The organism is Streptomyces sp. T39 (assembly GCF_008042045.1).
Classification (GTDB): Bacteria; Actinomycetota; Actinomycetes; order Streptomycetales; family Streptomycetaceae; genus Streptomyces.
Genome location: NZ_RDBP01000012.1, coordinates 2,939,175 through 2,950,653, shown reverse-complemented (window position 1 = coordinate 2,950,653; position 11,479 = coordinate 2,939,175). Strand labels below are relative to the sequence as shown.

The window sequence follows — 11,479 nt, the reverse complement described above, 5'->3', positions numbered from 1 at the left end:
GGCGGTGACGGGCAGCAGGGGCGAGTCGGCGGACAGACGTGTGTTCCATATGCGCGAGTCGCAGGACCACAGCGATGGTAAGCGCATGACCTCGAGGTTCTCCCGGTGGCCGAGCACGAACCAGGCCCGGACGTCGCCGGGGAGCAGCACCGGCGCGATCTGCCCGTGCTCCTTGCGGAGGGTGTCGTAGCGGGCGTACGGCATGTCCGCTGGCCGGTTATGGACACAGCCGCCGGTCTTCCGGGCAATTCCCGCACGGCGGGAGCCGGTTCGCGTCCGGCCCCGCCGGGGCGGCGGATTCAGCGCCGTCGTTCGGTGCTGACGATCAGACACACCCCGGCCACCACCACGCCACCGCCCACCATGATCGGCCAGGTCAGCGCCTCGCCGAGGACCAGCGAGCCGAGCAGCACGGCGACGACGGGGTTGACGTAGGCGTAGGTGGCCACGAGCGACAGCGGGGCGGAGTGGAGCAGCCAGGCGTACGCGGTGAACGCGACCAGCGAGCCGAAGAGGACGAGCAGCGCGAACGCCGTCCAGGAGCGGACCGACACGTCGCCGGGCGAGAAGCCGGTGTACTCGCCCCGCAGGAGCGCGACACCCGCACAGCCGAGGCCGCCGGCCACCATCTCGTACGCGCTGGCGGCGAAGGGGTCGGCGGGCATGGGGATCCGGGACGAGGCGAAGGAGCCCACGGACCACAGCACGGCGCCGACGACCACGGCGAGGACGCCGCTCAGACGCACGTCCCCGCTGAGGCCGGGCAGGGTGAGGACCGCGAGCCCCGCGAGGCCGAGGGCGACTCCGCCGTACGCCCCGGGTCCGGGGCGTTCGCCGAAGGCCCGGCGCAGGACGACCACCCAGGCGGGCACCACCGCGACGAGCAGGGCGGCCAGACCGGAGGGGATGGAGGTCTCGGCGAGGACGACCATGCCGTTGCCGCCGAGCAGGAGGAGGAGTCCGACGACGGCCGCGGAGGCCGCCTGGGCCCGGGTCACCCGCAGCGCGCCGGGCCCGCGCCGCCAGGCGACCAGGGCGCCGAGGACCAGTCCCGCCACGACGAACCGGGCTCCGGCCGAGAGGAAGGGGGGCATGGTCTCGACGACGATGCGGATGCCGAGGTAGGTGGAGCCCCAGACGACGTACACGATGGCGAGGGCGCCCCACACGGCCGGGGGGATCGCGCGCCGGGCCGGGGACGCGGACAGGACGGGGTCGAGGGCAGCCCGATCGGCCGCAGGGGTTGTCATGCGCAGGAGATTAGGCAGCGGGCACCCGGAAGGACAACAATCCTGCCCGGCATCGGGCAGGATTCTCGCAATCCGCACCGTAATCGACCGGGCGTCAGATACCGAGGGGGCGTCAGCGGCCGGGCCGGGCGTCCTTCGACGCCTTCAGTGCGAGCCACAGCTCCATCCGGACGTCCGGGTCGTCCAGGGAACGGCCCAGGATCTCCTCCACACGGCGCATCCGGTAGCGCAGCGTGTGGCGGTGGACGCCGAGATCGGCGGCGGCCGCGTCCCACTGCCCGTGACGGGAGAGCCAGGCCCGCAACGAGGCGACGAGGTCGCCCCGGCCGGTCGCGTCGTGCTCGTACAGCCCGCGCAGCATGCCGTCCGCGAAGGCGCGCACGGCGTCGTCGGCGAGCAGCGGCAGCAGCGACCCGGCCGCCAGCTCCTCGTGCTCGACCAGGGTGCGCCCGCGGCGGCGGGCCACCGACAGGGCCTGCTCCGCCTGCTGGTACGCCCCGGCCGCGCCCACCGGGCCGGTGGGCGCGGAGAGGCCGACGACGACGCCCGACTCCTCGGACTCCGACTCCCCGTACGCATCCGCGCAGTGGGCCGCCACCGCACCCCCGTCCGCCGCCAGGACCACCAGCCGGCCCTCGGGACCGGGCACGGCGAGCACCGGCTCCCCGGCCTTCGCCGCGGCGGACTCCAGCGCCTCGGCGAACGCCTGCTCCGGCGGCTCGCCGCCGTCGGTCGCCGGCTGCTCCCCGGCCACCGCCTCGGCGATCAGCACCCGGAAGGGGGCGTCGAGCAGGCGGCCGTACAGATCACCGGCGATCGAGCGGGCGATCTCGCTCTGCCCGGCGAGCAACAGCCGCAGCACCGCCGCGCCGAGCCGGTGCTCGGCGGCCTGCAGCGAGCGCGAACGGGCGGTGGTCAGGGTGAGCAGGGCGACCGCCGAGTGCACGGCGTAGCGCTCCGCCGTGCCGAGCGGCGCGCCCGTCCCGACGGCGAGCGCCCCGCGCACCCGCCGCCCGGTGCCCAGCGACTGGAGCTCCACCCGGTCGTCGCCGGCGTCCCCGCCGCCGACCACCGCACTGGCGGGTGCCGTCCGCTCCCGCAGCCGCGCCACATCGGCCGTGAACCGGGCGGCCCGGCGCGCCGCCCACTCCGGGGCGGCCGCGACGACCGCGCCGGACGCGTCGTACAGCGCCGCCCAGCCGTCGAGCTCGGCCGCGAGACGGGCCACGACCGCGGCGGGGCCCTCGGCGAGCGCCGCCCGGGTCATCTCCCGCTGCGCCTCGAACCCGGCCGTCACCGAGCGGTACTGGTCGGCGGCGATGGCCGCCGAGACGGCCTTGGAGATGGCGAGGAAGGGCGTACGGCGGGGCACCGCGAGCAGCGGCAGCCCCTCCGCCTCGGCCGCCGCGACGAGCGCCTCGGGGATGTCCTCGTAGTAGACCCCGACACCGAAGCCCAGCCCCACCACGCCCGCCTGCACCAGGCGGCGCACATAGCGGCGCATGGCCTCGGCGTCCTCGGCGTCGAGGGTCATGGCGGTGACGAGCAGCAGCTCCCCGCCCTCCATGTACGGCACGGGATCGGCGAGTTCGCTGACATGGGCCCAGCGCACCGGTGTCTCCAGCCGGTCCTCCCCGGCGCGCACGGTGAGCTTGAGCGCCGAGTGCTGGACGAGCGAGGCGAGGGTGGGCGGCATGGGAGCTGGTGACCTTCGAGGGGGCGCGCCGGAGCGCGGCGATTGCGCCGTCCCGTATGAACGGCCTCCCCCGATTCTGCCAGGGCGTAGCAGTCGTGGCGCCCGCTGCGGCGGCCCCGTCAGGTGCGCAGGTCCACCAGGAGCGGCGGGGCGTGCTCACCGCCCACGCTGGTCAGCGACAGCACGGCGTGTCCGGCGGGCACCGCGTGGGCCAGGTCGGAGGCGGACCAGCGCGCCCTCTCGACCTCGCGCACCGTGACCGCCTCGGCCGTGGCGGCCCGGCCGGTGACCAGGCGGCGCATCATGTGGAGCGCCTTGGTCAGCGGCTCGTCGGAGATGATCTGCCGGTTGGTGACGTCCCTCGTCTGCACCCATTCGGTGCCCCAGGTGTCCGCGAAGCGGTTCCCGTCCCAGGGGGCGAGCCCGGCGAAGGCCATCCGGCAGCCGACGGCGCCCAGCAGCGGGCCGCGCAGCGGCTCCGGCACGTCCTCCAGCGAGCGCAGGGCGAACACCACCCCGGCGTTCGCGGTGCGCAGCCGCTGCACCGAGCGCACGCAGTCGGTGGTGACCGTGTACGAGGCGTCGTCCAGCACCAGGCACGCGAAGAGCGACCGGTCGTCGCGGGTGAGGGCGGCCTCCGTGAACTGGGCGAGCACCAGGCGCGCGATGATCCGCGACGCCTCCGCGTGGCCCCGCTCGGGCAGGTCGACGCGGACCCGCAGCGGGTGCTCGATGGCCCGCAGGGAGAACCGGCGCCCGGCGCCGTCGGTCCGGAAGAAGCCGGCGAAGGCGGGCCGGTCGAGGAAGGCGACGCGTTCGGCGAGCAGGACGCCGATGTCGTCGCCGCGGGCCGACTGGCGTTCGCGGGCGTCGAGTTCACGCAGTTGCGAGGCCTCGCCCGCGTCCCGCAGCGCCGCGCGCAGCGCGTCGAGCGCGGTGGGGGCGCCGCCGAGCAGTTCCCGCAGGTCGGGGATGCCGGGGAAATGGCCGTGGACGCACCGGTAGGGGCCGATGAGCTGGGCGAGCGCGGTGGCGGCCCGCCGGCTGTCGCCGCCCGGGAGCGTGGCGGCGAGGTCGCCGACGAGCGCCTCGGCGAGCGTGCGCGCCGCCTCGTCCGGGTCCTCGGCGCCGCCGTAGAGGTCGAGGTCGTGGGTGGAGTCCGGGCGTCCGACGGAGACGACGAGGTCGAAGGCGTCGTCGGGGGCCACCGCGGAACCCTGGGCGGTCACCGCCACGACGGCCGCCCGGTTGGCGAGCGCCAGCAGGCACAGCGACTCGACCACGGGCCGCACGAGCCGCACGCTCTTGCCCGACCCGGAGGGGCCGACCGCCAGCAGCGACGTCCCGAGCAGCGCGGGTTCCAGGGCGACGCCGGTGGTGCGCCGGGCGTAGGGGTTGCGCGCGTCGTCGACCGCCGTGCCGATCCTGACCTGGCCGGTGGCGAGGTCGTGGGTGGCCGTGCGCAACGGGAGGTCCCGCAGGCCCGAGGGATGGGCGCAGGCGGCGGGCCCGAGCCTGCGCACGGTGTCGGAGAAGGCGGCGAGCCGCTCCGGCCGGGCGTGGACGCTCTGCCAGGCGCGCCGGATCCGGGCGTAGTCCACATCGCCGAGCGCCCCCGACCGGGTGGCCTCGCCGAGTACCGCGGCGGCCTCGGTCAGGCCGGCCCGGTGGATCTCGGGCCACTCGACGGGGTCGGACTCGGGCTCCGGCCGCGGAGCGGCCTCGCCCCGGGAGTCGAGCCGGCGGCGCACGGCGGGCCAGGTGCCGGCCCGGCCGACGGCGGCGACCACGGCCACGACGAGGAGGACGTAGTAGACGTTGGACACCCAGGTCAGCCACGAGGTGCGCGGCATCTCCCGCCACACCCCGGGCAGCAGCACGAACAGCGGCCACAGCGGGACCCCGTACCGCTGCCAGACCTCGCGCCAGTTGCCGACCCGGCCGAAGGCGTGGGCGAGCAGGGCGAGGACGAGGGCGTTGTAGAGGTAGGTCGCGGCGACGTACAGCTCGACGTAGGAGCTGGTGGCGGACCGCCAGTCCTCGGGGACGAGCCACAGCATCGGCAGCAGCCACCACTCGTCGACGAAGATCCACCAGCCTTCGAGGTAGCCGTTCCACAGCAGTGACCAGACCAGCCAGCCGCACAGGTACGCGATGAAGGCACCGCTGAACAGCTGGCGCGCCGGGACGAGTTCGGGCTCCTCCCGGGGTCGCTCCTTGTGCCCGAACCTCCAGATGCCCGGTGCCGCCGCGGCCCGAAGTCGCAGGAGCTTCAGGCCCGCCGAACGGCCACGGTCGCCGGCGGTGTGGGGTCCGTGCTGCCCGTGTTCACGGCCCGCGCGGGCGGCGGGATCATCGAGGACGTCGACGGCAACCGGCTGATCGACTTCGGTTCGGGCATCGCCGTGACCTCGGTGGGCGCGTCCGCCGAGGCCGTCGTGCGCCGCGCCTCCGCGCAGCTCGCCGACTTCACCCACACCTGTTTCATGGTCACCCCCTACGAGGGCTACGTGGAGGTCTGCGAGGCGCTCGCCGAGCTCACCCCCGGCGACCACGCCAAGAAGTCCGCGCTGTTCAACTCCGGCGCCGAGGCCGTGGAGAACGCGGTCAAGGTCGCCCGTTCGTACACCGGCCGCCAGGCCGTCGTCGTCTTCGACCACGGCTACCACGGCCGCACCAACCTGACGATGGCGCTCACGGCGAAGAACATGCCGTACAAGCACGGCTTCGGCCCGTTCGCGCCCGAGGTCTACCGCGTGCCGGTCGCCTACGGCTACCGCTGGCCCACGGGTGCCGAGAACGCCGGCGCCGAGGCGTCCGCGCAGGCCATCGACATGATCCGCAAGCAGGTCGGCGCGGAGAACGTCGCCGCGATCATCATCGAGCCGGTCCTCGGCGAGGGCGGCTTCATCGAGCCCGCGAAGGGCTTCCTGCCGGCGATCGCCGACTTCGCCCGGGACAACGGCATCGTCTTCGTCGCCGACGAGATCCAGTCCGGCTTCTGCCGCACCGGCCAGTGGTTCGCCTGCGAGGACGAGGGCGTCGTCCCGGACCTGATCACCACGGCCAAGGGCATCGCGGGCGGTCTGCCGCTCGCCGCCGTCACCGGCCGCGCCGAGATCATGGACGCCGTGCACTCCGGCGGCCTGGGCGGCACCTACGGCGGCAACCCGGTGGCGTGCGCCGGTGCGCTGGGCGCCATCGAGACCATGAAGGAGCTCGACCTCAACGGCAGGGCCCGGCGCATCGAGGAGGTCATGAAGGGCCGCCTCGCCACGATGCAGGAGAAGTACCCGGTCATCGGCGACATCCGCGGCCGCGGCGCCATGGTCGCGATCGAGCTGGTGAAGGACCCGGCGTCCAAGGAGCCGAACCCGGAGGCGGCCGGCGCGCTGGCCAAGGCGTGCCACGCCGAGGGCCTGCTGGTGCTGACCTGCGGCACCTACGGCAACGTGCTGCGGTTCCTGCCCCCGCTGGTGATCGGCGAGGACCTGCTGAACGAGGGTCTGGACATCCTCGAGCAGGCGTTCGCGGGCATCTGACCGGGGACGACAGAGCCCGACTGTGAAGAACGTGTGGGGGGCCGATGGCGGGATGGGGATCCGTCTGTCGGTCCCCCCGTGCTCTGCCGTACGGTCTGTGCAGATGAGAGAAACACCCGCGCCGCGGGAGACCGCGAGCGGTGCCGGGCCGGAGCCTCCCCAGCCCCGACCCGGTCGTGCCATCGCGCACACCGCTGGAGCCTCACGCTCCGGAACTCCTCACCGATCGGATCGCCGCCCGCCCCACACCCCCCGGGGCGCGCGGCAAACCGGTCCGGCCGGCCYCSCCGGAACCACCCCCCCTGTTCCGGCGTGGCCGGCCTCTCGGCGTCTGCGGGCAGGAGCCGCCGCCGTCTGCGGTGTGCTGTTCGCCCTGATCACCTGGCAGGTGGTGGCCCACGGCCCGCTGCGCGACGCCGACGAGCGTCTGGGCCGGGCCGTCTTCCGTGATGTGCCCGACGCGGTGACCGAGCCCCTGGCCGACCTGGGCGGCATGACCGTCGCGCCGCCCGTACTGGCGCTCGCCGTCCTCTGGGTGCTGTGGCGCGGCCGGGAATGGCTGCGGGCGGGCGCGGCGGTGCTGGCGATGGCCGCGGTGCCGGCGCTGGTCGCGCCGCTGAAGCTGCTGATCGCGCGGCCCGGGCCGCTGGAGCCCGGGACGGGCTGGTATCCGTCCGGCCACACGGCGACCGCCGTCGTCGCCTACGTCGGGGCGGCGCTCCTGGTCTCCCCGTACACCCGGCGGCGATGGCCGATGCCCGTCGCCGTGGTGCTCACGGTGGCGACGGGCATCGGTCTGGTGCTGCGGGGCTACCACTGGCCGCTGGACGTCCTCGGCAGCTGGTGCCTGTTCGGAATCGTGCTGGTGGCGCTCGGCTCGGCCGGGTCCGGCTCGGGCGGGATCCTCTCCGCCCGGCTCAGCTCCATCGGTAGGCGTCGAAGTTCTTCGAGAACTCCCACTGGTTGAAGCGGTCCCAGTTGATGGACCAGGTCATCAGCCCGCGCAGCGCGGGCCAGGTGCCGTGGGTCCGGTAGGAGCCGCAGTCGGTGTTGCGGGTGAGGCAGTTGAGCGCCTTGTTGACCTCGGACGGGGAGGTGTGGCCGTTGCCGGCCTGGGTGGAGGCGGGCAGGCCGATGGCGACCTGTTCCGGGCGCAGGGCGGGGAAGACCCTGCTCTGATCGCCCGCCACGGGGAAGCCGGCGAGCAGCATGTCGGTCATGGCGATGTGGAAGTCCGCGCCGCCCATGGAGTGGTACTGGTTGTCGAGGCCCATGATCGGGCCCGAGTTGTAGTCCTGTACGTGCAGCAGGGTGAGGTCGTCGCGCAGGGCGTGGATGACCGGCAGGTAGGCGCCGGCGCGGGGGTCCTGGCCGCCCCAGGGGCCGGATCCGTAGAACTGGTAGCCGAGCTGGACGAAGAACGTCTCCGGGGCCATGGTCAGGACGAAGTCCGCGCCGTAGCGCGCCTTGATGGTCTTCACGGCGGAGATCAGGTTGACGATCACCGGCGACGTGGGGTTGCGGAAGTCGGTGTCCCCGGTGTTCAGCGAGAGGGAGTGGCCTTCGAAGTCGATGTCGAGCCCGTCGAGCCCGTACTCGTCGATGATCTTCGACACGGAGGTGACGAAGGCGTCGCGGGCCGCGGTGGAGGCGAGCTGGACCTGGCCGTTGGCGCCGCCGATGGAGATGAGGACCTTCTTGCCGGCGGCCTGCTTGGCCTTGATCGCGGCCTTGAACTCGGCGACGGACTCGACGTTCGGGCATTCGCTCACGGGGCAGAGCGAGAAGCGGATGTCGCCGGAGGTGGCGGAGGTCGGTTCGCCGAAGGCGAGGTTGACGACGTCCCAGGAGTCGGGCACGTCGGCCATGCGGGTGTAGCCGGAGCCGTTGGCGAAGCTGGCGTGCAGATAGCCGACGAGGGCGTGGGCGGGCAGCCCGGCGCCGCCGCCGTCTCCGCCGCCCGTCGCGGTGGTGGCGGTCACGGCGGCCGACTTGGCGGACTCGCCCGCCTCGTTCGCGGCGGAGACCTGGAAGCTGTAGGCGGTGGCGGCGCTCAGACCGGTGACGGTGGCGGAGGTCCCGGTGACGGTGGTGACCCGGGTGCCGTTGCGGTAGACGTGGTACGAGGTGGCCCCGGAGGACGCGTTCCAGGTCAGCGGCACGGAGGTGGCGCCGGGGGTGCCGGCGCGCAGGTTGCCCGGCGCGGCCGGGACGGTCGCCGGGTCGCCGCCGGGTCCGACGAGCGAGATGTCGTCGGCGTGATAGGCGGGGGTGCCGTACCAGCCGTGGGTGTAGAGGGTGACCGAGGTGGTCGACGGGCCGGTGCGGAAGGTGGTGGTCAGCTTCTGCCAGGTGGACGCCGAGGGGGTCCAGGTGGAGACGTCGGTGGTCCCGGTGCCCGAGGCGCCGAGGTAGACGTAGCCGCCCTGCACCCAGCCGCTGAGCGTGTAGGCGGAGTCGGGTTTCACGGCGACCGTCTGGGAGCACCGGGCGTTGTCGCTGCCGGCCGGGGTGGCCTTGAGCGCCGAGGTGCCGCCGTGCACGGGTGAGGAGACGGCGGCGCCGCTGCCGGCGGTGCAGCTCCAGCCGGTCAGGCCGGCCTCGAAGCCGCCGTTGCGGGCGAGTTCGGCGTCGGCGGCGGTTGCGGACGACGCCGTGGCGACGAGCGCCGACGCGGCGAGGACGGCTGCCGTCAGGGCAGCACTGAGTCTGGTGCGGTGCACAACTGCCTCCGGACATGGGGGTGATGGAGAGGTGCGGCGCGCACAACATGGTCCAGACCAATCCGGTTGTCAAGACCTCTGGCAGCCGCCCCTCACCGTCCCCCGTCCGCATCCCGCTCCGCACGGGCCACCACCGCGGCCGCCTCGTGCATCGCGAGCTCCAGCAGCGCGGGATCGTTGAGCGTGCCGGAGCCGTCCGGTACGACCAGCCAGCGCACCCTGCCCACGCTGCGCCCCGGGTACGGCACGACGATCCAGGTGCCCCGGCCGGCCGTGCGGATCCCGGTGCCCACCCAGCGGCCGGCCGTGCCGGGCGGCACGAAGAAGCCCATGCGCGCCTCGCCGAAGTCGGCGAGCACCGGCCCCGGCCTGCCGACCAGCCTGTTCAGCACGTCGAGGGTGGGATGGCCCAGCCGGCCGGGCAGGATCAGGACGTCCCAGCGCCGCCCGGCGGGCAGCAGCGTGATCCGGTGCGGACTGCGCTTCCAGTCCGACAGACAGGTCTGCGGATCCGGCGCGGCTCCCGCGAGCCACTGAGCCGCGTTCCGGGCGCCCGAGCCACTCATCGTGGTCTCCATTCCGTGGGGGGACGGTGCTTCCACCCACAGAGAGCGCGCGGGATGCCGGCGATTACGCGACTTCGACCGGTCTTCCGCAGTGAACCGGATCACGCCCGTCCGGCGGGCCGGTCAGCTGTCGAAGCCCAGGCCGAGCCGGTCCATGGTCTTCAGCCACAGATTGCGCCGCCCCCCGTTGGCGTCCGCTCGCGCCAGCGACCACTTGGTGAGTCCGATCCCCGCCCAGGCCACCGGCTCCGGCGGGAACGGGAGCGGCTTGCTGCGCACCATCTCCAGCCGGGTGCGTTCCGTCGGCCGCCCGTCGAGCAGGTCGAGCATCACGTCGGCGCCGAACCGGGTGGCCCCGACGCCGAGTCCGGTGTACCCGGCGGCGTAGGCGACGCGGCCGCCGTGGGCGGTGCCGAAGAACGCCGAGAAGCGCGAGCAGGTGTCGATCGCCCCGCCCCAGGCGTGCGAGAACCGCACCCCTTCGAGTTGCGGGAAGCAGTGGAAGAAGTGGCCCGCCAGCGTGAGGTAGGTCTCCGGACGGTGGTCCATCTCCGCACTCAGCCGGCCTCCGTACGGGTAGACGGCGTCGTAGCCGCCCCACAGGATGCGGTTGTCGGCGGTGATGCGGAAGTAGTGGAACTGGTTGGCGCTGTCGCCGAGCCCCTGTCGCCGCCGCCAGCCGATCGAGGCTAGCCGTCCGGCGTCGAGCGGCTCGGTCATCAGTGCGTAGTCGTACACCGGCACGGTGTACGGGCGCACCCGCCGTACCAGGGACGGGAAGACATTGGTGCCGAGCGCGACCCGGCGCGCGAGGATCCGGCCGTAGGGCGTGCGGACGGCCATCCCCGGCCCCGAGCGCGCCAGCTCCAGGCCCCGGGTGTTCTCGTAGACGCGGACCCCGAGGTCGAGGCACGCCCGTTTCAGCCCCCAGGCGAGTTTCGCGGGGTGCAGCATGGCGACGCCGTGCCGGTCCCACAGCCCGCCGAGGAAGGTCGGCGAGTCCACCTCGGCGCGCACGGCGTCCCGGTCGAGCAGCTCCATGCCGCTGATGCCGAGGCGGGCCGCCGCCTCGTGCAGTTCGCGCAGTTCGGCGAGGTGGTGGGGCTCGGTGGCCACGTCGATCTCGCCGGTGCGCTCGAAGTCGCAGTCGATGCCGTAGCGGGTGACGGCGTCCTCGATGGCGTCGAGGTTGCGCGCGCCGAACTCCTCCAGCGCGGCCAGCTCGCCCGGCCAGCGGGCCAGCCCGTTGCCGAGGCCGTGGGTGAGGGAGGCGGCGCAGAAGCCGCCGTTGCGGCCGGAGGCGGCCCAGCCCGCCTCGCGGCCCTCGATCAGCACGACGTCCTGCGCGGGGTCGCGCTCCTTGGCGAGCAGCGCGGTCCACAGACCGCTGTAGCCGCCGCCGACGACGAGGAGGTCGCAGCGCTCGGTGGCGGTGAGCGCCGGCTGTGCTTCGGGCCTGCCGGGATCCTCCAGCCAGAAGGGGACGGGCTGTGCGTCGGCCAGGGACGCGGCGAAGGTCATGGCTGCTGGGGCCATGGTTTCCACTCCTTCGATGCGTGCCGGCCCCGTGGGGCCGGCACGGCGCGGTGCGGTCTCGTGCGGTGCTCTCGGTGCGGTTCTGCTCGGTGCTCTCGTGCGGGTCCTGCGGGTGCTCCCGGTGCGGGTCCTGGGCGGGTGCGGTCTCTCTCGTGCGTCCCTCACG

The 11,479-nt window shown here is 73.8% G+C and carries 8 protein-coding genes and 1 pseudogene; 2 read left to right on the top strand and 7 right to left on the bottom strand.

Translation table 11 applies throughout. The features are described 5' to 3' along the window. The 4 genes and pseudogenes from EAO77_RS38610 to EAO77_RS14440 form a co-directional block, all read right to left on the bottom strand. Positions 1 to 204, bottom strand: a pseudogene (locus EAO77_RS38610) (cytochrome P450); the annotation flags it as partial. A gap of 95 nt (positions 205 to 299) precedes the next feature. Then, positions 300 to 1,250: an EamA family transporter gene (locus EAO77_RS14450; RefSeq protein ID WP_147988383.1), complete on the bottom strand. Its 951-nt coding sequence runs from the start codon at positions 1,248 to 1,250 to the stop codon at positions 300 to 302. A gap of 112 nt (positions 1,251 to 1,362) precedes the next feature. Beyond that, positions 1,363 to 2,946 carry a PucR family transcriptional regulator gene (locus tag EAO77_RS14445; protein WP_147988382.1) on the bottom strand — a complete coding sequence of 528 codons (1,584 nt, stop codon included), beginning with the start codon at positions 2,944 to 2,946 and terminating at the stop codon, positions 1,363 to 1,365. A gap of 119 nt (positions 2,947 to 3,065) precedes the next feature. Further along, complete coding sequence (locus EAO77_RS14440; protein ID WP_410088548.1) at positions 3,066 to 5,183, bottom strand: ATP/GTP-binding protein; 2,118 nt, start codon at positions 5,181 to 5,183, stop codon at positions 3,066 to 3,068. Between EAO77_RS14440 and gabT the strand changes: the two genes are divergently transcribed. Together gabT and EAO77_RS14430 are read left to right on the top strand one after the other, a co-directional pair. Further along, entirely contained in the window at positions 5,166 to 6,488 is a 1,323-nt protein-coding gene (gene gabT / locus EAO77_RS14435) for a 4-aminobutyrate--2-oxoglutarate transaminase (protein WP_147988381.1), read from the top strand. The two genes, EAO77_RS14440 and gabT, sit on opposite strands and share 18 nt — an antisense overlap. 361 nt (positions 6,489 to 6,849) lie before the next feature. Continuing rightward, positions 6,850 to 7,455, top strand: a complete 606-nt coding sequence (locus tag EAO77_RS14430; RefSeq protein ID WP_410088453.1) for a phosphatase PAP2 family protein — start codon at positions 6,850 to 6,852, stop codon at positions 7,453 to 7,455. Here the strand turns inward: EAO77_RS14430 and EAO77_RS14425 are convergent. From EAO77_RS14425 to EAO77_RS14415, 3 genes are all read right to left on the bottom strand, one after another. After that, positions 7,406 to 9,211, bottom strand: a complete 1,806-nt coding sequence (locus EAO77_RS14425; protein ID WP_147988379.1) for a chitinase — start codon at positions 9,209 to 9,211, stop codon at positions 7,406 to 7,408. The genes EAO77_RS14430 and EAO77_RS14425 overlap by 50 nt on opposite strands. A 92-nt stretch (positions 9,212 to 9,303) precedes the next feature. Continuing rightward, a complete protein-coding gene (locus EAO77_RS14420) occupies positions 9,304 to 9,777 on the bottom strand; it encodes a hypothetical protein (RefSeq protein WP_147988378.1) in 474 nt (157 codons plus the stop codon). A gap of 123 nt (positions 9,778 to 9,900) precedes the next feature. Continuing rightward, positions 9,901 to 11,313: an NAD(P)/FAD-dependent oxidoreductase gene (locus tag EAO77_RS14415; protein WP_147988377.1), complete on the bottom strand. Its 1,413-nt coding sequence runs from the start codon at positions 11,311 to 11,313 to the stop codon at positions 9,901 to 9,903. Positions 11,314 to 11,479: the final 166 nt, after the last annotated feature.